We start from the raw sequence: 23,346 nt of genomic DNA, 5'->3' as shown, positions 1-23,346 counted from the left end.
TGTTGTTTTCTGTTGACTTCTGCACGTTCAGGTGGTTTTCTGACGTGACCACGACCACGTGGGCCAACTCACACGAGGAGTCAGTCAGCCGTGTACGCAGCCGAGCGCCACCAGCGCATCGTCGACGAGGCCCGCCGTAACGGGCGGGTCGCGGTCGCCGACCTGGCCGGTGCTCTCGAGGTCACCACCGAGACGGTGCGACGCGACCTGAGCGTCCTGGAGGACCGCGGCACGCTGCGACGAGTTCATGGCGGAGCGATTCCGGTCGAACGTCTCGAACCGACCCTGGCCGCCCGATCCACCCGCTCGACCAAAAAGAAGACCCGGATCGCTGCCCGCGCGTTGGATGAGATCCCTGCCGACGGCACGATCCTGCTCGACAGCGGTTCGACCACCCTCGCGATCGCCGGCCTGCTCCCGGTCGACATATCGCTCACGGTGGTCACCAACTCGGTACAGGCCGCGGCATTGCTCACCGACCGCCCGAACCTCACCCTCCTGCTGCTGGGCGGACGCGTTCGCGGCGTCACCGGCGCAGCCGTCGGTTCCTGGGCGTCGGACCTGTTGGGCGGCCTCACCGTCGATGTCGCCTTCGTCGGCACCAACGGCATCAGCACCCGACGCGGACTGACGACCCCGGACGAGGCCGAGGCCGCAGTGAAAACAGCGATGATCGGCGCCGCGACCAAAACCGTCGTCGTGACCGATTCCAGCAAGGTGGGTGTCGACCACCTGCACCGCTTCTCGCCGCTGGACGCCGTCGATCTCGTCATCACCGACTCCGCGCTCGCTGCGGACGACCGCGACGGGTTGGTCGATGCAGGAACGAAGGTGGCATGTGCATGATCGTCACCCTCACTCCGAACCCCAGCGTGGACCGCACGATGTCCTTCGAGCACATCGCCCTCGGCGAGGTACAGCGCGCCGCTTCCGGCCGAATCGACCCGGGCGGCAAGGGAATCAACGTCTCCCGAGCCCTCGCCGCCAACGAGACACCGACGCTCGCGGTCCTTCCTGCTGGTGGCCCTGAGGGTCACCTGCTCACCGAACTGCTCGACGCTGCGAGGGTCCCTCATCTCGCCGTGGAGATCGCCGGGTCGGCCCGGATGAACATCGCGGCGGTCGAGCCGGACGGCACGACGACCAAGCTCAACGAGGCGGGTCCACATCTGACGGACGCCGAGGTCAGCGCCCTGTTCGGCGCCACCGCACGGGCGTGCGTGTCCGCGTCCTGGGTGGTCGGTTGTGGCTCGCTACCGCCGGGCGTCCCGACCACGCTGTACGCCGAACTGGTCCGTCGGATGAGCGGACGCGGCGTGAAGGTCGCGATCGATACCTCCGGAGCCCCCTTCCCGTTGGCCGTCGCGGCTCGACCGCACCTGATCAAGCCGAACCATGAGGAGCTCGCCGAGCTCGTCGGCCGCCCGCTCAGCACCGTCGGTGACGTCGTGGACGCGGCACGCGAACTGGTCGCGGACGGTGTCGAGACAGTCGTCGTGAGCCTCGGCGCCGACGGCGCGATTGCCGTGACCGCCGACGAACTGGTCTGGGCCGGAGCGAAAATCGCCGACCCGTTGTCGACGGTCGGCGCCGGCGACTGCCTGCTCGCCGGCTTCCTGCACTCGACCGTGGCGGGCGGCGACCTTGAAGCCGCCCTTCGCGAGGGCGTCCGCTGGGGCGCCGCCGCCGTTGGACTACCCGGCAGTCAGGTACCGCACCTCGAAGACCTCACCGATATCGAGGTGCACTCCACGCGCACCCCGCAACTCGACCGCGTCATCTCCTGACGCACCGACGAAAGGACACGTCGTGTCTCTGATCACCGACGAACAGGTCGTCCTGGACCTGGGTGGCGACGACCGCCATGAGGCCACGCGCACTCTCGCCGAGACGCTGGTCGCGACCGGTCGCTGCACCGACCTCGATGCGTTCCTCGCCGACGTGCGTGCCCGCGAGGAGAAGATGGCAACCGGCCTGCCCGGCGGCATCGGTATCCCGCATGCCCGTAGCGCGGCGATCACCGAACCATCGCTGGTTTTCGGACGCCCGGTCGAAGGCATCGATTGGGGCGCCAAGGACGGCCCGGCGACCACGATCTTCCTCATCGCCGCTCCCGAGGAGGGCGGTGAGGCGCACATGCAGATGCTGCCCAAGCTGGCGAAAGCGTTGATGGACAAGGAGTTCCGCGCACAGTTGCAGTCGGCGAGGACGAAGTCCGAGGTCGTCGAGCTCGTGAACTCCCGGGTCTCGCTCGACAATGCGCCCGCCAAGCCCGCTGCAGCTTCGACCACCACGGCAGCCGCCGGCGCCACCGCTGCTGCGCCGGCATCGGACAAGACATCGGACAAGACATCGGACAGGGCATCGGTCCCGGACGAGGTCGAGCCGACCGCACCGACCGCGGATGCGTCCACCTCCCGGCGGTTCGTCGCGGTGACCTCCTGCCCGACCGGCATCGCCCACACCTACATGGCCGCCGAGGCACTGGAGAACGCGGCCCGCGAGGCGGGGCACTCGATCACCGTGGAGACACAGGGATCCGCCGGATCGACGCCGCTCACCGCACGCCAGATCGTCGAGGCGGACGCCGTGATCTTCGCTCACGACGTCGAGGTGCGCGACAAGCAGCGCTTCGCTGGTAAGCCGACGGTCGATGTCGGGGTGAAGAAGGCGATCAGCGACGCCCCTGCCCTGCTGGCGCAGGCCGGACGGCTCGCGGACGAGTGGCGGAAGGATCCTTCGCGCGCCCAGGCGACGCCGGCGTCCGTCATGGACGACGAGCCCGAGAGCGAGGGCCTCGGCACGCGGCTGCGCAAGTGGCTGATGACCGGTGTGTCGTACATGATCCCGTTCGTCGCGGCCGGCGGAATCCTCATCGCGCTCGGCTTCATGCTCGCCCAGATCTTCGGCGGTGAGACCGGCGCGATCGACGTCACGAAGAACTTCACGCTCGACCCGACGGCCGATGCCAAGACCATCACCGTCCTGCAGAACTCGTTCAACCCGCTCGACGGGATGCACTGGGCTGCACTGCTTTTCCTCATCGGTGGAGCAGCGTTCGGGTTCCTCGTCCCGATCCTGTCCGGCTACATCGCGTACGCGATCGCCGACCGTCCGGGTCTGGTGCCCGGCATCGTCGGCGGCGCCGTGGCGGTCACCATGCAGGCCGGCTTCCTCGGCGGCATCGCGACCGGCCTGCTCGGTGGCCTGATCGCCAAGTGGATCTCCGGTTGGAATGTGCACAAGAACGTCCGTGGCGTGATGCCCGTCGTGGTGATCCCGCTGCTGTCGACCCTGCTCACCGTCGGGTTGCTGATCACCGTGCTCGGCCGGCCGATCAAGTGGCTGTCCGACCAGTTGGCTGAGGGGCTGAACAGCATGTCGGGCACCAGCGCGGTCCTGCTCGGCTTGATCGTCGGCGCGATGATGGGCTTCGACCTCGGCGGCCCGGTGAACAAGGTGGCGTACGCCTTCGCGACCACCGGGCTGTCCGCAGCCGGCACCGCAACCGATGCCCCGCAACTGAAGATCATGGCCGCGGTCATGGCCGCCGGAATGGTCGCGCCGCTCGGTCTGGCACTGGCCACCACCATCCGGCCCAAGCTGTTCACCGAGCCCGAGCGGGAGAACGGCAAGGCCGCGTGGCTGCTCGGCGCCTCGTTCATCTCCGAGGGAGCCATCCCGTTCGCGGCCGCCGACCCGTGGCGCGTGATCGTCGCGTCGGTCGCCGGGTCAAGCGTCACCGGAGCCCTGTCGATGGCCTTCGGCGCCACATTGCGCGCCCCGCACGGCGGCATCTGGGTGCTCCCGCTGATCGGCAACTTCGCCCTCTTCCTGGTCGCTCTCGCGGCGGGTGTGCTGGTGATGACCACGGTCGTGGTCGTGCTCAAGCAAGCCGCTGCCAAGAAGTCCACCAACACCCTCGTCGCAGCCTGATCGCTGCGGCAGACTCACAACACACCCAACCGACGAAGGAGTCAGTTTCATGGCACAGCGCACCGTCACCATCGCTTCGAAGGTGGGCCTGCACGCCCGCCCCGCGGCCCTGTTCGTCCAGGCGGCGTCCGAGACCGGACTGGACGTCCAGATCGCCAAGCCGGGCGAGGACCCGGTCGACGCGACCAGCATCCTGGGGGTGATGGCGCTCGGCGCCAGGCACGGCGAAGAGGTCGAGCTGACCGCCGCAGGCGACGGCGCCGACGAGGCACTCGACTCGCTCGTCGACCTGCTCTCGCGCGACCTCGACGCGGAATGAGTTGACGGCGGTGGAGAACATGATTCTGCAAGGGATCGGCGTCAGCCCCGGATCCGCCTACGCCCCGGCGGTCCTCGTCGCTCCCCCGGTGCAGGCACCGGCCGATGAGCCGGCACCGAGTGACGCCAACTCGGCACTGCTCGAGGTCAAGGCCGCCTTCGAATCGGTCGCGACCGAGTTGGACGCCCGCGCCGCAGCGGCGCCGAAGACGGCCGCGCAGATCCTGTCCGCCACCGCCCTCATCGCCCGCGACAAGGGCCTGCACAAGGCGGCCGGCAAGCACCTCGCGGGCGGAAACGGCCCGGCGAACGCGGTGCACCTCGCAGTCGAGGAGTACGTCCTTCAGTTCGAAGCGCTGGGCGATTACTTCGCCGAGCGGGTCACCGATCTGCGTGACGTCGGCGCCCGGGCCATCTCGGTGCTGCTCGGCCTACCGGCGCCGGGCGTTCCGACGTTGGCCCAGCGCTCGATCGTCGTCGCCCTGGATCTGGCTCCGGCCGACACCGCCGTGCTCGACAAGGCGCTCGTCGCCGGCATCGTCACCCAGGCGGGCGGTCGCAACAGCCACACCGCGATTCTCGCCGCTCAGATGGGCATCCCCGCCGTCGTTCACTGTGCCGGAGCGCTCGACATCGAGATCGGTACTGTGCTGTCCATCGACGGAGACACCGGCGAGGTACTCACCGACCCGGAACCGGAAATCGTTGCGGCTCTTGCCGATCGCGACGCCAAGCGGGCCGATGTACTGTCGTCCTCGACCGGTGCCGGCCGCACATCCGACGGTCACGCGGTCGCCCTGCTCGCAAACATCGGCGGGGTGGACGACGCCGTCGCCGCGGCTGCCACCGACGTCGAGGGGGTGGGTCTGTTCCGCACCGAGTTCGTCTTCCTGTCGGCGAAGAAGGCGCCCATGCTGCAGGAGCAGACCGACATCTACACCAAGGTCTTCGAACCCTTCGGGCACGACCGTCGGATCGTAGTCCGGACGCTGGACGCGGGTGCCGACAAGCCGCTCGCTTTCGCCGACCTCGGCGATGAGGAGAACCCTGCTCTCGGCCGTCGTGGCCTGCGCCTGTCACAAGCACGTCCGGAGCTGCTGCAGACCCAGCTCGAGGCACTCGGTGCTGCGGCGTCGGCTACCGGCGCGGACGTTCGGGTGATGGCCCCGATGGTGGCCACCCTCGATGAGGCGTCGTGGTTCGCCGAGCAGGTCGCGGCTGCGGGCCTGCCCACGTCGGGCGTGATGATCGAGGTGCCGGCAGCGGCCCTGTCGGCTCGGCATGTGCTCGGTCCGGTCGATTTCGGCAGCCTGGGCACCAACGACCTGGCGCAGTACACGATGGCGGCCGACCGGATGGAGGGTGCGCTCTCCGATCTGCTTGATCCGTGGCAACCGGCCGTGCTCTCGGTGATCAAGGCTGCCTGCGACGCAGCCGCCGAGCTCGCAAAGCCCATCGGCGTGTGCGGTGAATCCGGCGGTGACCCGTTGATGGCGCTCGTGCTGACCGGCATGGGTGTCGGGTCGTTGTCGATGGCGCCGTCGAAGGTCGCGATCGTTCGCTTCGCGCTGTCGCGTCATTCTCTGCAGGAGTGTCGGCGCCTGGCTGCGCTGGCACTGTCGGCACCCACAGCCGGCGATGCGCTGGACGCGGTCCGCACTGCTGCCGACGCCGAGCTCGTCGCGATCCTCTGACCAGCTGCGTTCAGTCGACCCAGACCCGCGCATTACGGAACATCCGCAACCACGGGCTCGCCTGTCCGATCGGGCCGTCGGTCCAGCTGAGCTGCACGTTGCGCTGCACGCGTTCGGGGTGCGGCATCATCGCGGTGAACCGGCCGTCCGGGGTCGTCACCGCAGTCAGTCCGTCCGGAGAACCGTTGGGGTTCAACGGATATGCGCTGGCCGGTTGTCCGTTACCGTCAACGTATCGAGCAGCCCGGTGCACGCGGCTCTCGTCACCACGCAGATCGAAGTTCGCGAAACCCTCCCCGTGCGCCACGGCGATCGGCAGCCGCGAACCCGCCATCCCCGCGAAGAAGATGGACGGCGAGTCCAGTACCTCGACCTGTGAGAGGCGAGCCTCGTACTGCTCCGACCTGTTGCGGGTGAACCGCGGCCACGCCTGCGCTCCCGGAATGAGGTCGGCCAGCGCGGCGAACATCTGACAGCCGTTGCAGATGCCGAGACCGAAAGTGTCCTCGCGGTGGAAGAACGTCGAGAACGCCTCTGTCAGAGTCGGATTGAACAACACCGAACGCGCCCAACCTTCACCGGCGCCGAGGGTGTCTCCGTAGGAGAACCCGCCGCAGGCGACCAGGCCGACGGCGTCCGCGAGGTCGAACCGTCCGGCCTGCAGGTCGGTCATGTGCACGTCGTACGCCTCGAACCCGGCCCGGTCGAACGCGAACGCGGTCTCGACATGGCTGTTGACTCCCTGCTCGCGCAGGATCGCGACCTTGGGACGTGCACCGAGGTTGAGATAGGGCCCGGCGACATCGTCGGCCGGGTCGAAACTCGGGGCGACGACCAGACCCGGGACGTCGGTGCCGACCGCCGAGTGCTCGGAGTCGGCGCACTCCGGGTTGTCACGCAGCGACGCAATACGCCACGACACCTCGTCCCACGCCTGTGCGAGGTCCGACAGAGGTTCGTCGACGGCGGACCGACCGGCGATCTTCACCCGGATTCGCTTGTCGGAGTTCGGCTTTCCGATCACTGTGACCTCGCCGCACCCCGCGAGAGCAGCGAGCGCCTCGTCGACCTGCGCGGAGGGCACCTCGACGATCGCACCGAGCTCCTCGGTGAACAACGCCTGGATGCTGGCAACCTCGAGGTCGACACCGGCGTTGCCGGCGAACGCCATCTCAGTGGCAGTCGTCCACAAACCACCGTCGGAGCGGTCGTGGTAGCTGAGCGCAATACCGCTCGCGCGCAGCGCGTTCACGCCATCGACGAGAGCGACCAGTCGCGCGGGGTCGTCGAGATCGGGCACCTCCCCGCCGAACTCAGCATTGACCTGAGCCAGTATCGAACCGCCGAGCCGGTTTCGGCCGGCACCGAGGTCGACTGCCAGGAGTGTGGTGTCACCGCCGCGCAGCTGCGGGGTGAGCGTGCCGGTGACGTCGGACAGGGACGCGAAAGCCGACACGACGAGCGTCACGGGCGAGGTGACCTGCTTGTCGTCCCACTTGGTGCGCATCGACAGGGAGTCCTTGCCCACCGGCACCGAAACGCCGAGCGCGGGGCACAGTTCCATGGCGACCGCGTGGACGGTGTCGAACAGCGCCGCGTCCTCGCCGTCCTCGCCGCAGGCCGCCATCCAGTTGCACGACAGCTTCACGCCGGACAGCGTGATCGGAGCGGCGAGGAGGTTGGTGATCGCCTCACCGACGGCCATGCGGCCGGACGCCGGACCGTCGACCGCTGCCAACGGCGACCGTTCGCCGCTGCTCATCGCCTGTCCGGCGAGGCCGACGAAATCGGACAGCGTGACCGCGACATCGGCCACCGGCACCTGCCACGGACCGACCATCTGGTCGCGGTGAGTCAGACCGCCGACCGTGCGGTCACCGATCGTGATGAGGAAACGCTTCGAGGCGACGGACGGGTGACGAAGCACCGCGTAGGCCGACTCGCGCAGGTCGATGCTCGACACGTCGAGCGGCGCCGTCGAACGCTCCACCCGGCGGACGTCGCGGGTCATCCTCGGCGGTTTGCCGAGCAGCACCTCCATCGGCATATCGATGGGGTGGTCGTCGCTCTCGCCCGCGAGCACCAGTTGCGCATCGTCCTTCGCCACGCCGACCACGGCAAAGGGCAGCGCTCGCGTTCGCAGAGCGCAGCGAACTGGTCCAACGAATCTTCCTGCAGCGCAATGACATAGCGCTCTTGGGACTCGTTGCACCAGATCTCCTTCGGCGCGAGCCCGGACTCCTCCAGGGGCACCGCCGACAGATCGAAGCGGGCACCGAGGGCCGCGCCGTCGACGAGTTCGGGGAAGGCATTGGACAGTCCGCCGGCCCCCACATCGTGGATGGCGAGCACCGGGTTCTGCTCGCCCATCGCCCAGCAGTGGTTGATGACCTCCTGCGCGCGCCGCTCGATCTCGGGGTTGCCGCGTTGCACGGAGTCGAAGTCGAGTTCGGCGGCGTTGGTGCCCGAAGCCATCGACGATGCCGCGCCACCGCCCATTCCGATCCGCATCCCGGCGCCACCGAGCTGAACGAGCAGCGTTCCCGCGGGGAAGATGATCTTCTCGGTCTGGTTCGCGCTGATCGCCCCGAGGCCGCCCGCGCTCATGATCGGCTTGTGATAGCCGCGGCGCACCCCGTCGACGGTCTGCTCGTAGACGCGGAAGAAACCACCGAGACCCGGCCGTCCGAACTCGTTGTTGAAGGCCGCCGCGCCGATCGGCCCCTCGATCATGATGTCGAGCGGGGACGCGATGTGTTCGGGTGCGCCGTAATCCTCGTCCTCCCAGTTTTCCTGAGTGCCAGGAAGATTCAGGTTCGAGACCATGAATCCAGTGAGGCCGGCCTTGGGTGCGGAGCCGCGGCCGGTCGCGCCTTCGTCGCGAATCTCGCCGCCCGCGCCGGTGGCCGCACCGGGGAACGGGCTGATCGCGGTCGGGTGGTTGTGCGTCTCGACCTTCATCAGTACGTGCACCTCGTCCGGGTGCTCGCCGTAGGGGGACGGTCCGGCCTGCTCGGCGGGCATCCACCGTGTGACCGGCCCACCGGCCATGACCGAGGCGTTGTCCTTGTACGCGACGACGGTGCCCTCGCCCGCGACGGCCTCGGTGTACCGGATCATCCCGAACAGCGACTGGGTCTGTACTTCGCCGTCGACCACGAAATCGGCGTTGAAGATCTTGTGGCGGCAGTGCTCGGAGTTCGCCTGTGCGAACATCATGAGTTCGACATCGCTGGGGTTGCGGGAGAGCCCGGTGAACGCCTCGACCAGGTAGTCGATCTCGTCGCCGGACAGGGCGAGACCGAAACGTGCATCGGCCTCCTCGATCGCCTCGCGCCCGCGACCCAGAACGTCGATGCGTTCCATCGGCTCGGGGTCGCGCTCGTCGAACAGGTGCGCTGCTGCGTCGTGATCGGCGAACGCCGTCTCGGTCATCCGGTCGTGCAGGACGGCAGCGGCCGCGTCCCAGTCGTCGACCTCACCGGTGAGCACGAACTCCGTCGCACGCTCGACACGATGCACTTCGATGCCGCAGTTGTGGACGATGTCGGTCGCCTTGGACGCCCACGGCGAGATCGTGCCGAGCCGCGGCGTCACCACGACCAGGGTGCCCTCGGTCGGGCCCTCGTAGGCGTCGCCGTAGGTGAGAATTCGAGTGAGGGAGTCGCGGGTGAGGTCGTCGAGTTCACGGGTGCTCGCGACCCAGTGCACGTACCGGGCATCGACCCCGGTGACATTCGGCTGCACCTGCTGCAAGCGCGTCAGCAGCGCTCGGGCCCGGAAGCCGGAGAGGGCGGAGCCGCCTGGGACGTGGGTCAGGACGAAGTGCGACGAAGCCATGAACGAGGGCATCTCCAGAGGCGACCGGCAGGAGCCTTCAGCCTATCGACCACGCATCGCGTGACCGCCGGGCCACCACCCGTCCCCTCTGCGCCGACCAAAGCGCTTGGGCAAAGAAGCCGTCGTGATGGACAAGGAGATCAACGGATTCATCGCCAACCGCATCCTCAACGCCATCCGGGACGAGGCCCTGTTCCTGCTCGAGGGCGGTTATGCGTCGATCACCGACATCGCCGCCGCCTGCCGTACCGCGCTCGGCCACCCGAGGGGCCCGTTCGAGCTGCAGGACATGAGCGGCGTCCCGTTCCGGATCGAGGATTCCAGCCCGCAGATCCGTCAGACCCTCGCCGACTGGGCCGAGCGCTTCGCCCGAGGCAGCGCGTGAGTCTCAGCGGAAGGCCGCGACGCCAGTCAGCGCCTGACCGATCATCAGCTGGTGCACCTCTGAGGTGCCCTCGTAGGTGAGCACCGATTCCAGGTTGTTGGCGTGGCGCAGGACCGGGTACTCGAGCGTGATTCCGTTGGCCCCCAACAGGGTCCGGCACTCCCGAGCGATCTGAATGGCTTCCCGGACGTTGTTGAGCTTGCCGAGGCTGATCTGCTCGGGGCGCACACCGCCGTTGTCCTTCAGCGAACCGAGGTGCAGCGCGAGCAGCATCGCCTTGCCCCATTCGAGCGTCATGTCGGCGAGCTTGGTCTGGGTGATCTGGTAGCCGGCGAGCGGCTTGTCGAAGATCTCGCGGTCGCCGACGTAGGAGATCGCCGCTTCGATGCAGTCACGCGCGGCACCGACCGCGCCGAACACGATGCCGAATCGAGCCTCGTTCAGACACGACAGCGGACCGGACAGACCTGCTGCTTCGGGCAACATTGCCGAGTCGGGCAGACGCACGTTCTCCAGCACGATCTCACCCGTCACCGATGCACGCAGCGACAGCTTCTTCTTGATCTCCGGAGCGCTGAATCCCGGCGTGTCCGTGGGCACCACGAAGCCGCGGATCTCCTTGCTCGATTCCCCGGTCTGCGCCCAGACCACGGCGACATCGGCCACCGGTGCGTTCGTGATCCACATCTTCGAGCCGTTCAACACCCAGTCGTCACCGTCGCGACGGGCCCGCGTCCGCATGCCTGCGGGGTTGGAACCGAAGTCGGGCTCGGTCAACCCGAAGCAACCGATTGCCTCCCCGGCCGCCATGCGCGGCAGCCACTCCTGCTTCTGCTCCTCGCTGCCGAACCGCCAGATGGCGAACATCGCGAGCGAGCCCTGCACCGACACCAGCGACCGAATACCAGAGTCGGCCGCTTCGAGTTCGACGCAGGCCAGGCCGTACGCGGTCGCGGACGTTCCGGCACACCCGTACCCCTCCAGGTGCATGCCGAGCAGCCCCATCTCCCCGAGCTTCGGCGCCAGTTCCTTGACCGGGACGGTGCCGGCTTCGTACCAGTCCTGCAGGTGCGGGCGAACTTCGGCGTCGAGCAGCTTGCGGACGGCCGCGGACATGTCACGGTCGTCGGATTCGATCAGCGTGTCGATGCCGAACAACTGCATCGGGCTCTGGGTTGCCATGGGGGTGGGACCTTTCAGCTGGTGAACGCGTTGATGCCGGTCTCGGCGCGGCCGATGAGCAGTTTCTGGATCTGGGAGGTGCCTTCGTAGAGCGTCATCACGCGGGCGTCCCGCAGGTACTTCTGCACGGGGTACTCGTCGATGTAGCCGTAGCCGCCGAACGCCTGGATGGCGAGATTGGCCGACTTCACGGCCGTCTCGGACGCGAACAGCTTCGCCTTCGAGGCTTCCACCTTGAAGGGTTCGCCCTTCTCCAACAGGTGGGCCGCGCGCCAGGTCAGCAGGCGGGCCGCATCGGTGTCGACGCTGATGTCGGCGATCATCTCCTGCACCAGTTGGTAGGAGGCGATGACCTTGCCGAACTGCTTGCGCTCGGTCGTGTAGTTCACGACCTCCTCGAGGCAGCCGGCCGCGATTCCGACACACCCGGCAGCGACCGAGACCCGACCCTTGTCCAGGGCCGACATCGCGATCGACATTCCCTTGCCCTCGTCACCCAGCCGGGCAGAGGAGGGCACCCGCACCTCGTCCAGGAAGATCTCCGCGGTCGCCTGACCGCGCAGGCCGAGCTTGCCCTTGATCTCGCGGCGCTCGAATCCGGGCGAATTCGTCGGCACCAGGAAGGCACTGATGCCCTTCGGCCCGTCCGGGCTGGTGCGCGCGAACACGAGGCAGACGTCCGCCCAGGTGCCGTTGGTGATGAAGATCTTCTGTCCGCGCAGCAGGTAGTCGTCGCCGTCCTTGACCGCCTTCGTCTTCAGCGAGCCGGGGTCGGACCCGTTGTCGGGTTCGGTCAGTCCGAAGCAGCCGATCGATTCACCGGTGACGATGCGGCGCAGCCAGTGCTGCTTCTGCTCCTCGGTGCCGTAATCGAGAATCGGCTTGCCGCACAATCCCATCGACACCGACACGAGTCCACGCACGGACGAGTCAGCACGACCGAGTTCCTCCATGCCCAGGCAGTAGGTGATCCAGTCGCCGCCGATGCCGCCGTACTCCTGCGGGACGGTCAGCCCGAGGAAGCCGATTTCCGCGAGCTTGGGCACCAGAGCGAGATCGATCGACTCGGCACGGTCCCAGTCACGCCGGTAGGGCACGACCTCCTTGGCGAGGAACTCACGGGCCACCTGCTGGAAGCCGCGCTGTTCGTCGTCGAGGGTCAGATCCACCATCGCGTCCCGCTCTCTGAGAACCACCCGGGCAATGTCTGGATCCTGCCACCTCAAGGGATGAAAACGTCCGTCACGTCTCGCCCATTGTCCGGACACTCACGACCGAACCGGTCCACGACGTAGCGTGAGGGGGTGACCGAGGCACCCACCATCAGCACCGTCGGCGAACTTCGCGCGAGCGGCCATCAGCACAAGCACATCCGCGAAGAGATCCGCGACAATCTGCTCGCGGCCCTCGCCGAGGGACGCAACCCGTGGCCGGGCCTGCACGGCCTGGACGACACCGTCGTCCCCCAGTTGGAACGGGCACTGATCGCCGGCCATGACGTCGTCCTGCTGGGCGAACGTGGCCAGGGCAAGACCCGCATCCTGCGTACTCTCGCCGGGCTCCTGGATGAGTGGACGCCGGTGATCGAGGGGTCCGAACTGGGTGAGCACCCGTACGACCCGATCACCCACGCGTCCAAGCAGCGTGCCGAGGAACTCCGTGACGACCTGCCGATCACCTGGCGGCACCGCGCCGAGCGGTATTCGGAGAAGCTTGCAACCCCCGACACCTCGGTGGCCGACCTGATCGGTGACGTCGATCCGATGAAGGTCGCCGAGGGGCGCAGTCTAGGCGACCCGGAGACGATCCACTTCGGCCTGATCCCCCGCTCGCACCGCGGCATCGTCGCGATCAACGAACTGCCCGACCTCGCCGAGCGCATCCAGGTCGCGATGCTCAACGTGATGGAGGAGCGAGACATCCAGATCCGTGGCTACCTGCTGCGGCTGCCGCTGGACGTGCTGGTCGTCGCGAGCGCCAACCCGGAGGACTACACCAACCGCGGACGCATCATCACTCCGCTCAAGGACCGCTTCGGCGCGGAGATCCGCACCCATTACCCGGTCGAGCTCGACGACGAGGTGGCCGTCATTCGGCAGGAGGCAGATCTGGTCGCCACCGTGCCGGACGCACTCGTCGAGATCCTGGCCCGCTTCACCCGTGCCCTGCGTGAGTCGTCGTCCGTCGACCAACGCTCCGGTGTCTCGGCCCGCTTCTCGATCGCAGGGGCGGAGACCATCGCGGCAGCTGCGCTGCACCGCAAGGTGATTCGTGGCGAGGACGACGCCGTGGCTCGCGTGGTCGATCTGGAGACAGCGGTCGACGTGCTCGGCGGAAAGGTGGAGTTCGAGGTCGGCGAAGAGGGACGCGAACGCGCGGTGCTCGACCACCTGCTGCGTACCTCGACAGCCGACACCGTGCGTCACCTCTTCAAGGGACTCGACCTGGCTCCACTGGTGGACGCGTTCGAGAACGGCTCGATGGTCACGACCGGTGAGCGGGTGACGGCCAAGGACTTCATCGACGGACTTCCCTCGCTCGCCGGATCGACGCTCTACGACGACATCGCCGAGCGGGTCGGTGCGACGACGGACGGCGAACGTGCCTGCGCGATCGAGCTCGCACTGGAAGGCCTGTACCTGATCCGCAAGGTGGGCAAGCAGTCGGGCGACGGCGAAACCATCTACGGCTGAACGGAATTCGAATGACCCATCGCTCCCGTTACGGGAAGTACACCGGCGGACCCGATCCGCTGGCTCCTCCCGTCGACCTCGCCGACGCACTTGCCGCGATCGGTGAGGACGTCATGGCCGGGTACTCCCCCGAGCAGGCGATGCGCGAGTACCTGCGACGCGGCAGCGAGCAACAGCGCGGGCTCGATGAGTTGATGCAGCAGGTGTCCAAGCGACGCGAGGAGATCCTGGCACGCAGCAACCTCGGCGGCACACTGAAGCAGGTCAAGGAGCTTTTGGACAAGGCGGTGCTGGAGGAGCGAAAGCGGCTGGCTCGCGACCTCGACGACGATGCCCGGTTCGCCGAGATGCGGATCGAGAACCTCCCGCCGTCTCCCGCGCAGGCCGTCACCGAGTTGGCCGACTACCCGTGGCGGTCGGCCGACGCGCGCGAGCACTATGAGCAGATCAAGGACCTGCTGGGTCGAGAACTGCTCGACCAGCGGTTCGCGGGTATGAAGCAGGCCTTGGAGTCCGCGACCGATGAGGATCGAGCCGCGGTCACCGAGATGCTGCGCGATCTGAACGAGCTGCTGGCGAAGAAGGCAGCCGGGCAGGACGTGGACGAGGCGTTCGAGCAGTTCATGGACAAGCACGGCGAGTTCTTCCCCGAGAACCCGCAGAATCTCGACGAACTCCTCGACGCGATGGCAGCCCGCGCTGCGGCCGCGCAGCGAATGATGAATTCGATGACCCCCGAGCAGCGTGAGGAACTCATGCAATTGGCCGGGCAGGCGTTCGGATCACCGGAGCTGATGGAGCAACTCGCGCAGCTCGACTCCCAGCTGCAGTCACTGCGTCCGGGCGAGGACTGGGGCGGCTCGGAGGAGTTCGGCGGCGAGGAAGGACTTGGTCTGGGCGACGGCACCGGCGCGCTGCAGGAGCTCGCCCAACTCGACGACCTCGTCCAACAACTCGACCAGGACCGGCCGGGAGCCCGGATGGACGACATCGATCTGGACGCCGTCTCCAAGCTGCTCGGCCCGGAAGCGGCGCTCGACGCACGCACGCTCGCCGATCTCGAGCGCGAACTGCGCGACACCGGATACCTGGCCAAGGGGTCGGATGGCGCACTTCGCCTGTCCCCCAAGGCGATGCGGCAGCTCGGCAAGACGCTCCTGCGGGATGTCGCCGACCGGATGTCCGGTCGCTCCGGGTCGCGGGACATGCGTCGATCGGGTGCCGCGGGCGAACTGACCGGCGCCTCGAAGCAGTGGGAGTTCGGGGATACCCAGAGCTGGGACGTCACCCGCACCATCACCAACGCCGTCCAGCGCAAGGCTGCGGACGGTCGGCGGGACGGACGCGTCCGGATCGAGATGGGCGATGTCGAGGTGGTCGAGACCGAGGCGCGCACCCAGGCCGCGGTGGCTCTGCTGGTCGACACCTCGTACTCGATGATCCGCGCCGGTCGATGGGTGCCGATGAAGCGCACTGCTCTCGCGCTGCACCAGCTGATCTCGACACGCTTCCGCGGAGATCACCTGCAGCTCATCGGTTTCGGCCGGAACGCCGAGGTCATGGGCATCGAGGAACTCACCGCGTTGTCGGGCATGCAGTACAAGGGGACGAACCTGCACCACGGGTTGCTGCTGGCCAATCGCTTCTTCCGCAAGCACCCGTCCGCACAGCCGGTGCTGCTGATCGTCACCGACGGCGAGCCGACTGCGCACCTCGAACGCGACGGACAGTCCTTCTTCGACTACCCGCCGCACCCGTTCACGCTCGCGGTCACCGTCCGCGAGTTGGAGACCGCCGGACGGATGGGCGCGCAGACCACCTTCTTCCAACTCGGCGACGAGCCGTCGCTCGGACGCTTCCTCGGCGAACTCGCCAAGCGGGTCGACGGCCGCGTGGTCACCCCCGATCTCGACGATCTGGGCAGTGCCGTCGTGGGTTCCTTCCTCGGCTCGCGCACCGACCTGCCGCACGATCTGTACAGCGAGTTCGGCATGGGCCGCGGTTGGTGGGCTTAGCCCCACCGACAGACACCACTTCGCGGACGTCGACACAGGGACCCTTCTCGCTCGGAAAGGAGTCCCACATGAACACCCCCGCACTGCGTCGCGCCGCCGCCTCATCGCTGTCGGCACGGTGGCCGGCTGCACCACCTCATTCCCGACCTCGACCCGCGGTACGGGTACGTTGACGTCACCCTGACCAGCCACGACGCCGGCGGCGTGACCGATCGCGATGTTCAGCCTTGGGGGTCATATCAGCGGTTTCGCAGCGGCTGCCGACCTGTCGCTGCTCGATCAGAACTTGATCCACGCCGCTGCTCTGCACCGTTCGGGCGAGCGAAATTCCGAAGCGCGTGATCAAGCGTCGACCGGACGCGAGGCCACACCCGCTCGAACCACGGAGGCTGCCTCAGGATTCGGTGCCGGCTGCCAGGCTTCCGGCTCGCGCAGCGAGCCACTCGTCTCTGAGCGCGCCGTAGGTGTAGCCGTCGACCCATCCCAGTTCGGCGTGCCAGGAGTCCCCTCGCCCGTGCTGCTCGCGCCGCAGACCGGTCTTCTCCAGGATGCGTACCGAAGCGAAGTTGTCCGCGAAGCAGCCGGCCGTCACTCGTCGCAGTTCAAGGTGCACAAACGCAGCCTCGACCAGGCCGCGGGCAACGGCTGATCCCACACCGCGACCTTCGTACCCCGGACGGACGATGTATCCGATGCACGCGTCGGTCCCGCGAGGCTTGCCGGGCTGGCCCGCTCCGTCCTCGACCTCAAGGAATCCGACCCCAGCAAGCTCACCGTCGACCTCGGCGACGCAGGAGAAGTCCGTCTGGCTGGACGGAACGGCGAGCCAGCTTCGGCGTAGCTCGTCAAGGGTCTGGTGGGTGACGATCATCCACCGGTTGACTTCGGGCAGGTTGCGGAAGCTCGCGATGACCTCGATGTCTCCGTCTTGGGGATCGCGCAGCAACACACCGTTGATGGTCTTGGGCCAAGGACGAAGGGGAGGCACCCGCTGACACTCACAGCCGTAACGTCGATCGTCAAACGACTTTCCCGCTGTCGCCGACGCACGATGCTGTCCTCGTGTTGAGCGGAGCGTCATGCGCTTTGTGCGTGCGACCGCAGGGCTCGCTGTCAGCCGGTGTTGTGGAATTCGATCCAGTGGAGGTTGAGGGGTTCCCAGGATTGTCGCTCGTACGGCTGTGCCGGCTGGGCTGATGCGCCGGGTGGGGTTGTTCGGCCGGGTGGTCGGTGGCCGAAGCGGTCGCCGGACCGGTCCGGAACGTGAAGAGCCCTGGTGACAACGTGATGATGATGAAGTCGCCGGCGTGTAGTCGGTCGTAGTGGAAGGGGCAACCTTGGTCGCGGTCGCGATCACTGTCGGTGTGAGGGGTTCGTTGGAGCGGCGCGTTGTCGGCTTCGTTCAACACTTGCTCGAGGAGTTCGCCATCGCGACCAGTGAGATCAAGGGTGCGTCGAAGACTCAACCGAACTCGTGGCTTGAAGACCTGCTGGCCGCTGGCCTCGTGACCCGCACCCGGGTACGCACGCACTGGGTCTGGAGCGCGCAGCCCGAGGCATTTCAGGCTCATCGCGAATGAAAGTGTAGGAGCGGTCTGAATCCGCCGGCTTCGAGGAGCGATCTGGCGACGTAGTGCGTGAGGTTCCGGAAGCCGAGGGCGGAACCGCGAAGGTGCTCGAGCCGGCCGTTGATGGCCTCCGTTGGGCCGTTGCTCGTTCCGGGGCGGTCGAAGAACGCGAGGATGTCCGCGGCGCGCTGCTTCAGCGTGCGGCCGAGGCGACGGATCTCTTTGAGCAGCGCGGGGACGCCGTTGCTGACAGAGTCGATCACCGCCCGCATCATCTCCTTCGCCTTGTTCTTGTCGGGTTCGCGGTAGGCGGCGACGATGCGCTGGTAGATGCCCCAGGTCGCTTCGACCTCGACGTGCTCCTCGGCGGCGAACACCGCGTCGAGCCGCGCGGTCTGTTTCTTGGTGAGGAAGCTCGCGCCGGTGTGGAGGGTGCGGCGGGCCCCGTAGAGCGGGTCGTCGGCGTGACCGCGGTGCCCGAGTGTGTCTTGCTGGACGCGCTGCCGGGTCCGGTCGAGCGCGTCGCCGGCCAGGCGGACGACGTGGAACGGGTCCATCACCGGGACCGCGTCGGGGAGCTCTTCGGCCGCGGCGGTCTTGAACCCGGAGAACCCGTCCATCGCGACCACCTCGATCCGGCTCGACCACTCCGCAGGCCGGGCGGCGAGCCACTCCTTGAACACCTGCTTCGAGCGGCCCTCGACCATGTCCAGCAGCCTGGCCGGGCCCGTCTTGTTCCTCGCGGGGGTGAGGTCGATGATCACGGTCACGTACTTCTCGCCAAACCGTGTGTGACGCCAGACGTGCTCATCGACACCGATCGTGGTGACCCCGTCGAACCTCGCCGGGTCGTCGATCAGGCGACGCTTGCCTTCGGCGATGATCGCGGTGTTCGCGGTATGCCACGACACCCCGAGCCCTGCTGCGGCGCGGGAGACGGTGAGGTGGTCGACCACGATCGCCGTGAGTGCCCACCCGATCCCGCCGCGGGAGATCTTCTCCCTCGGCGCCGCCGCCTTCGACGTGTCCTGCCGCCAGGTCCGGCGGCAGTGCGTGCACCGGTAGCGGCGCACCCGGACCAGCAGCGTCGTCGGCCGATGCCCGAACGGCTCATGCGCCAGCGGCCGCGTCACCGTGTCACGCGGCACGCCCTCCGCGCCGCACTTCCGACACCACGGGTCGTCCTCGACGACGCGGCACTCCAGCACCGCCCGATCAGCCTCGAGCAGCTGCCCGACGGCTTGAAGGCCGAGCTCGTCGAGACGGCAGAACGTGGTCAGGTCAGGGGTCACGAACGTAGGGTGGTGCAAGTCGAGGTCTTCCGGCGGATGGTGAGCGTGAGAACTTCCATCCTGGAAGACCTCGACGCCTGTCCGCGAACCAGCCGGCGGTCCCGGGCTACACCCACAACTGCGAAGAGCCGCATTTCACCGCGTCGCGCAGATCATGGGATGTTCGTGCGGGATGCAATCCTTAACGTCCAAGGAACCTGATCAGGCGACGAGTGATGCGTGCTCAACCGCAACGCATCGACACCTTCGATGAGTGCAGTGACGCGGTGGTGTACGACATCATGCGCGAACGCCTGACTCGCCTGGGTGGCTCTCTGATCGCCCTGATCGACCGGGAGGAGGCCCGCGGTGCTGGCCTGGTGCGCGTGGGGAAGTTGTTCGCTCGCAAGGATGAGTACCGACATGCGGTCGACGCGGTGGATCCGGGGGACCGAGCTGCACAGATACGGATGATCGCCTACCTGTCGACTGAGCGGGGCCGGGGTTGAGGATCTCCTCCCGGTATGAGCGCAACATCTAAGGGAGAAGGTCCTCTCGCTGCGGGTCGTAGCAGACGAGACCGTTAGACGCACCAATGCGCGCAATCTCTGCCGCATGCACCGCCCCCGGAACGGTAAGAGAGACAGAAATAAAGTCGCCAGTGGCTCCGAGTATTACAGGAAGACTTGCCCATGGGCTATCATCGTCGAACTCTGGGAACTTATCTACCGCTTCAGCCACAAACGCTTCGATTGCTGGTTCGGCATCCGAGCTGTCGTCTTCTTCTGCTTGAGCGAAACGGCGTTCGAACTCGTCCGCAGCTTCTTTGTCTGAGTTCGGCGTCTGGCCTACCCATAGACCTAGATCGTATGACACGATTGTCTCTCCTTCAGGTTAATCGTCATCGACGACATGATTCTTCCCAGATCCCCGGTCACCCGCCCACTGTAGGGGTTAACCATTACTCTGATGCACCGGATCCGAAATCCGAGGGTACGGTACCGATTACCCCAGTATCGCTGCGATTTGGCGAGCTGGCTACTGTTAGCCTTTACTTCCCAATACATATTTCCTTTGGTCATAATATTATATATGCGCCACCTTTTTTCTGTCGGAGAAGCTTGATATCTAAGGATGAAATAACCGCGATCCCGAAGCCATTGAGCCGCAGCTCTTTCGCCAATCTGACCGATCCGGTTGCTCGAGAGCTTTCGAGGACCAAACAGAGCCGATTGGTCGACGGATTCGTTCCTCCCCGTCGGGCTCAACCAGCGGTCAATTTCGGCTTGACCAACGGGTACCCGCGACTCGACCGGCAGTGACTTCAGCTCGAGCAGCACCGAATTGATTTCACCGGCGAGCAGGATCAGGCGTTGTCGTCGCGGCGAGTGAGTTCGCGCAGCTTCTCCTGCGACTGAGCCGCCTTCTCCCAGGTCTGCAGGTTGCGGCGCTGTTCCCGTTCGACGCGGTCGAGCTGTTCCAGCAGCCGGCGCGACTGCTCGATGTTCGCCTGGTGCTTGGACAGTTCGTTCTCGGCCTTCAGGCGGCGCACCTCGTCGATCGGCCAGAGCGGAGCACGCTTCAGCTGGTTGAGCGCTTCCTGCCGCTTCAACGCCGACTCGTCACCGAGGTGCATGCTCGCGGCGGTGACCGCGAAGATCACACCGAAGAGGTAGATCGAGGCCAACACGATGAGGAAGATGATCATCCGGTCCTCCTCGGCGGTCGTGTCTGCAGTCTAAGTGGCGTCCCTGTGATCAGAGGTCGAGGTGCTGATGCCACGACTGTGTCTTGTAGACGGTCTTCCAACCCAGGGACGTGTAGAGCCCGTCGGCACCGGTCGGCGAATCGGCGTCGACCTCGAGCCCGACGCGGTTCCGTCCGCGCTCCGCGGCATCGGCGATCACTGTGTGCAGCAACGCTTTTGCCACACCGTGTCCGCGCGCTCGACGGTGTACGCCGATGTAGTCGATGTAGCTGCCCTCGACGCCGTCAACGTCCGGCGGGCTCACGGACGACACCACAGCACCGGCCGGCAACTGCTCACCGTCCTGCTCGATCGTGGCCAACCACCAGTGGTCCCAGCGGTGTCCGGGGTCCTCGCGCAATCGCATCACGAACTCCGGGAAGCTCTCGCGATAGGAACTGAAGTGGTCCTGGAAGGACTCTTCAAGCAACTGGTGCACGGTCTGCAGGTCTTTCGCGACGGGCAGACCGTCGTCGTACTTCTCTACGCGACGGACAGTGACCTCTGCGCGCGGCGACGGCAGTGAACCGACCTCCGACGCGACCACCGGACGCGACATGTGCCACCACGTGCGGACGTGGTCGTAGCCCGCTGCAGCGAGCCACTTCTGCTGGCGTTCGTCCACGGAGTAGGCATGCGCGTCCAGCAGCGTCGATTTCAAGCCACGAACCTTCGAGATGGCCGCCGCGAACCGCTCCCCCGCTTCGAACAGGCATTGCGCAACCTGATCGGCCCGCGCCCCGGTCAAGTCCTGTCTCAGTTCAGGCTCGATATCCGTCCGACCGGCAGCCCTGTCGTGCACCGAAAGCCACGCAGCAAGGTGGCCCTCCTCGTCGAACACCAGCACCTGCCGTCTGGTCCACGAACCGATACCGGTCAGCTGCCGCTTGAGCATCGGGGCGTCGACGGAGCCGTCACGGCCGACGGCGCGGCGCCGGTCGGCGACGAGCTGGACGACATCGTCCGCATCGTTCGGCTCAGGAGGGCGCACCGTCCATCCGTCCGGCAGACCTTCGATCGTGAGTTCGGTAGCGGTCATGCGGTCCAGTTTCCCAGGGCGCGTACTCGCTCGGGCGTTCGCCGGGTGTGCAACGGCTCCCACTTCTACGCTGGCGAAATGAATCTCGATCAGATCCGTGACGAACTCGCCCCGCTCGGCATGCTGCGCGCATCGATCAACCTCGGCAATCCGGTTCTTGCGCAGGGAGATTCGGCCGGTCCATCCGGGGTCACCGTCGATCTCGGGGCCGAAATCGCCCAGCGACTCGGAGTCGCGGTCGAGTACGTCTGCTTCGATGCGGCACGTAAATCGTTCGAAGCGCTCACGACCGGGGACGCGGTGATCGGGTTCATGGCGATCGAGCCCGCCCGCGCTGATCAGGTGAACTTCACCGCGCCGTACGCGTTGATCGAAGGCGTCTTCGTGGTCCCCGCCGACAGCTCGCTGAGCACGGTCGCTGATGTGGACCGGGAAGGCATGCGGATCGGGGTGAAGCAGGGATCGGCGTACGATCTGTTCCTCACCCGCACTCTCGAGCACGCCGAACTGGTCCGCGGGTCTGAAGGCGTGGACGTCTACGCGGATCAAGAGCTGGAGGCAGGAGCCGGAATCCGCCAGCCCGCAACGGTGTTCGTCGAATCCGACGCCCGCCACCGCCTGATCGAGGACGCGTTCATGCAGATTCGACAGGCCGTTGCCGTGCCGAAGGCGATGTCGGACGAAACCGTCGCCTGGTTGCACTCGCTCGTCGAGCAACTCAAGGAGAACGGCTGGGTCGCAGCCGCGTTGAAGCGCAGCGGACAGGGCGGCGTCCGGGTCGCACCCGCCGAGTCACGTCAGGAGTAGGCGACCCTCCGCTTTCCGGGACGCCCGGGGTGACCGGCCGGTAACTTGGGAGCAAATCGTCTTCGGAAGGACCCTCATGGCCCAGCAGAAGACCGTCCTTGTGACTGGCGCCGCCAACGGCATCGGACGGGCGATCGCGCTGAAGTTCGCACGCGACGGTTACAAGGTCGGTGCGTACGACATCGACGTCGCGGCCCTGGTAAAGCTTCTGGGAGAAGCGGGTGCAGGCACCGAGATTGTCACCGGTTCGATGGATGTGCGCAACGTCGATGACTGGGAGCTGTCCCTGGAGCAACTGTGCGGCCCGGACGGCACACTCGACGTGCTGATCAACAACGCAGGCATCCTGCACAGCGGCCGGTTCGCCGACATCTCGCTGGCCGACCAGACGCGAACCATCGAGATCAACGTGCTCGGCACCATGAACGGCTGCCACACGGCTTATCCCTACCTCAAGCGTGCCGGTGAGGCACAGGTCATCAACCTGTGTTCGGCGTCCGCGATCTACGGGCAGATGGACCTCGCTGCGTACTCCGCCTCCAAGTTCGCCGTCCGCGGACTCACCGAAGCGCTCGAACTGGAGTGGCAGCGCGAGGGAATCAAGGTGAACGCGCTCTGGCCACTGTTCGTGAACACGAACATGGTCGAAGGAATGGACATCGGCACCACCCGTGCGCTCGGGGTACGCCTGACTCCGGACGACGTCGCCCGCGCCGCGTTCAAGGTGGCGCAGGGCGGACGCGGCGGCGTGCATCGCGGAGTCGGCGTGCAGGCTCGGACGATGATGGCGAGCGCCAACCCGTCCGGTGCCGGCAACCGTCTGGTGAACAAGATCCTCGGCAACCGCTGAC

19 protein-coding genes and 1 pseudogene are annotated in these 23,346 nt (G+C 66.7%); 12 read left to right on the top strand and 8 right to left on the bottom strand.

What is annotated here, in order from left to right; all coding sequences use genetic code 11:
* The first annotated feature begins 90 nt into the window (after positions 1–90).
* From MF407_RS01405 to ptsP, 5 genes are read left to right on the top strand one after another with little or no spacing between them, the layout of a single operon-like run.
* Positions 91–846 (top strand): DeoR/GlpR family DNA-binding transcription regulator, encoded by a 756-nt coding sequence (locus tag MF407_RS01405; protein ID WP_129624704.1) that lies wholly within the window; start codon positions 91–93, stop codon positions 844–846.
* Positions 843–1,787 carry a 1-phosphofructokinase gene (gene pfkB, locus MF407_RS01400; RefSeq protein ID WP_239700914.1) on the top strand — a complete coding sequence of 315 codons (945 nt, stop codon included), beginning with the start codon at positions 843–845 and terminating at the stop codon, positions 1,785–1,787. The genes MF407_RS01405 and pfkB overlap by 4 nt, the downstream gene beginning before the upstream one ends.
* Positions 1,788–1,809: 22 nt before the next feature.
* Entirely contained in the window at positions 1,810–3,936 is a 2,127-nt protein-coding gene (locus MF407_RS01395) for a fructose-specific PTS transporter subunit EIIC (protein ID WP_239700911.1), read from the top strand.
* A 49-nt stretch (positions 3,937–3,985) separates the two neighbouring features.
* On the top strand, positions 3,986–4,255 hold the full coding sequence (locus MF407_RS01390) for an HPr family phosphocarrier protein (protein WP_129624707.1): 270 nt from the start codon (positions 3,986–3,988) through the stop codon (positions 4,253–4,255).
* 19 nt (positions 4,256–4,274) lie between these two features.
* Positions 4,275–5,948 carry a phosphoenolpyruvate--protein phosphotransferase gene (ptsP, locus tag MF407_RS01385; RefSeq protein ID WP_239700910.1) on the top strand — a complete coding sequence of 558 codons (1,674 nt, stop codon included), beginning with the start codon at positions 4,275–4,277 and terminating at the stop codon, positions 5,946–5,948.
* A 10-nt stretch (positions 5,949–5,958) separates the two neighbouring features.
* On the opposite strand, the pseudogene purL reads toward ptsP, so the two are convergent.
* Positions 5,959–9,788, bottom strand: a pseudogene (purL, locus tag MF407_RS01380) (phosphoribosylformylglycinamidine synthase).
* A 127-nt stretch (positions 9,789–9,915) separates the two neighbouring features.
* On the opposite strand from purL, the gene MF407_RS01375 reads away from it, so the two are divergent.
* The gene (locus MF407_RS01375) at positions 9,916–10,173 is read left to right on the top strand and encodes a 3-hydroxyacyl-CoA dehydrogenase family protein (RefSeq protein WP_239700907.1); all 258 of its coding nucleotides are present in this window, start codon (positions 9,916–9,918) and stop codon (positions 10,171–10,173) included.
* Between the two features lie 3 nt (positions 10,174–10,176).
* Here MF407_RS01375 and MF407_RS01370 read toward each other — a convergent pair whose 3' ends face one another.
* Complete coding sequence (locus MF407_RS01370) at positions 10,177–11,355, bottom strand: acyl-CoA dehydrogenase family protein (RefSeq protein WP_129624709.1); 1,179 nt, start codon at positions 11,353–11,355, stop codon at positions 10,177–10,179.
* A gap of 14 nt (positions 11,356–11,369) precedes the next feature.
* Entirely contained in the window at positions 11,370–12,551 is a 1,182-nt protein-coding gene (locus MF407_RS01365) for an acyl-CoA dehydrogenase family protein (RefSeq protein WP_239700904.1), read from the bottom strand.
* Between the two features lie 108 nt (positions 12,552–12,659).
* Here MF407_RS01365 and MF407_RS01360 point away from each other — a divergent pair, with 108 nt between their 5' ends.
* On the top strand, positions 12,660–14,048 hold the full coding sequence (locus MF407_RS01360; protein WP_129624710.1) for an ATP-binding protein: 1,389 nt from the start codon (positions 12,660–12,662) through the stop codon (positions 14,046–14,048).
* Between the two features lie 11 nt (positions 14,049–14,059).
* Positions 14,060–16,063 (top strand): VWA domain-containing protein, encoded by a 2,004-nt coding sequence (locus MF407_RS01355; RefSeq protein WP_239700900.1) that lies wholly within the window; start codon positions 14,060–14,062, stop codon positions 16,061–16,063.
* Positions 16,064–16,457: 394 nt separating this feature from the next.
* On the opposite strand, the gene MF407_RS01350 is transcribed toward MF407_RS01355, so the two are convergent.
* Complete coding sequence (locus MF407_RS01350; RefSeq protein ID WP_239700898.1) at positions 16,458–17,051, bottom strand: GNAT family N-acetyltransferase; 594 nt, start codon at positions 17,049–17,051, stop codon at positions 16,458–16,460.
* A gap of 349 nt (positions 17,052–17,400) precedes the next feature.
* On the opposite strand from MF407_RS01350, the gene MF407_RS01345 reads away from it, so the two are divergent.
* Entirely contained in the window at positions 17,401–17,643 is a 243-nt protein-coding gene (locus MF407_RS01345; protein WP_239700896.1) for a hypothetical protein, read from the top strand.
* Here the strand turns inward: MF407_RS01345 and MF407_RS01340 are convergent.
* Positions 17,631–18,941 (bottom strand): ISL3-like element ISPfr18 family transposase, encoded by a 1,311-nt coding sequence (locus tag MF407_RS01340; RefSeq protein WP_239700893.1) that lies wholly within the window; start codon positions 18,939–18,941, stop codon positions 17,631–17,633. The two genes, MF407_RS01345 and MF407_RS01340, sit on opposite strands and share 13 nt — an antisense overlap.
* A 197-nt stretch (positions 18,942–19,138) precedes the next feature.
* On the opposite strand from MF407_RS01340, the gene MF407_RS01335 reads away from it, so the two are divergent.
* Positions 19,139–19,411: a hypothetical protein gene (locus MF407_RS01335; protein WP_239700890.1), complete on the top strand. Its 273-nt coding sequence runs from the start codon at positions 19,139–19,141 to the stop codon at positions 19,409–19,411.
* 28 nt (positions 19,412–19,439) lie between these two features.
* Here the strand turns inward: MF407_RS01335 and MF407_RS01330 are convergent, their stop codons facing one another.
* The 3 genes from MF407_RS01330 to MF407_RS01320 all read right to left on the bottom strand — a co-directional run bounded on the left by MF407_RS01330 (position 19,440) and on the right by MF407_RS01320 (position 21,688).
* Positions 19,440–19,778: a hypothetical protein gene (locus tag MF407_RS01330; RefSeq protein ID WP_239700887.1), complete on the bottom strand. Its 339-nt coding sequence runs from the start codon at positions 19,776–19,778 to the stop codon at positions 19,440–19,442.
* 490 nt (positions 19,779–20,268) lie between these two features.
* Positions 20,269–20,610 carry a hypothetical protein gene (locus MF407_RS01325; RefSeq protein WP_239700884.1) on the bottom strand — a complete coding sequence of 114 codons (342 nt, stop codon included), beginning with the start codon at positions 20,608–20,610 and terminating at the stop codon, positions 20,269–20,271.
* A gap of 49 nt (positions 20,611–20,659) precedes the next feature.
* Positions 20,660–21,688 (bottom strand): GNAT family N-acetyltransferase, encoded by a 1,029-nt coding sequence (locus MF407_RS01320; protein WP_239700881.1) that lies wholly within the window; start codon positions 21,686–21,688, stop codon positions 20,660–20,662.
* 78 nt (positions 21,689–21,766) lie between these two features.
* Between MF407_RS01320 and MF407_RS01315 the strand changes: the two genes are divergently transcribed.
* A complete protein-coding gene (locus MF407_RS01315; RefSeq protein WP_239700879.1) occupies positions 21,767–22,495 on the top strand; it encodes a transporter substrate-binding domain-containing protein in 729 nt (242 codons plus the stop codon).
* Between the two features lie 76 nt (positions 22,496–22,571).
* Entirely contained in the window at positions 22,572–23,345 is a 774-nt protein-coding gene (locus MF407_RS01310) for an SDR family oxidoreductase (protein ID WP_239700876.1), read from the top strand.
* Position 23,346 lies beyond the last annotated feature (1 nt).

It is taken from the genome of Yimella sp. NH-Cas1 (assembly GCF_022359705.1).
Taxonomy (GTDB): Bacteria; Actinomycetota; Actinomycetes; order Actinomycetales; family Dermatophilaceae; genus Yimella; species Yimella lutea.
Note: the sequence above shows the minus strand (reverse complement) of the source record. Positions and strands in the feature narration are given on the sequence as shown.